The following is a 398-nucleotide window of genomic DNA, read 5'->3' as shown; positions in this document are numbered from 1 at the left end:
GGTGGGGTATGGTGTTGGTCTTCCCACCTCGTATATTCCGCAGTTTGAGGATGTGATGGGTGCGGAAAATGTGATGATTGCTGGTGAGGGTGTGCGATACCCCTGGTCTGATTTCGAAGAAGAACAGCGCAGGAATTTCCCTCATGGTGCCCCTGATCCTCTCTACGATAAGTACGGGGAGCTTTTTGGTGTTACTACCCATAGTTCACAGACTACGGGCGTTTATGTTGATGATCCTCGGTATTATCCTGAATCACCATTTTATGACCCTGCTCTTGCCTCAAAGGTACACCTGGTGCATAGTGAATTTACCGAGCCAGACCCTTCTATATAAACACTATGGGGTATAAATGCGACTACAAGAATGAGTTCATTGTTCCTGTATTCACTTACGAGAG

General features: G+C 46.7%; 1 pseudogene. It reads left to right on the top strand.

Annotated features, from left to right (window positions below):
- Positions 1 to 334, top strand: a pseudogene (locus tag HMPREF2609_RS07445) (hypothetical protein); the annotation flags it as partial.
- Positions 335 to 398: the final 64 nt, after the last annotated feature.

The organism is Rothia sp. HMSC058E10 (assembly GCF_001809415.1).
In the GTDB taxonomy this organism is placed as follows: Bacteria; Actinomycetota; Actinomycetes; order Actinomycetales; family Micrococcaceae; genus Rothia; species Rothia dentocariosa.
The sequence above is the reverse complement of the archived record's forward strand: the minus strand, read 5'-3'. Positions and strand labels throughout refer to the sequence as shown.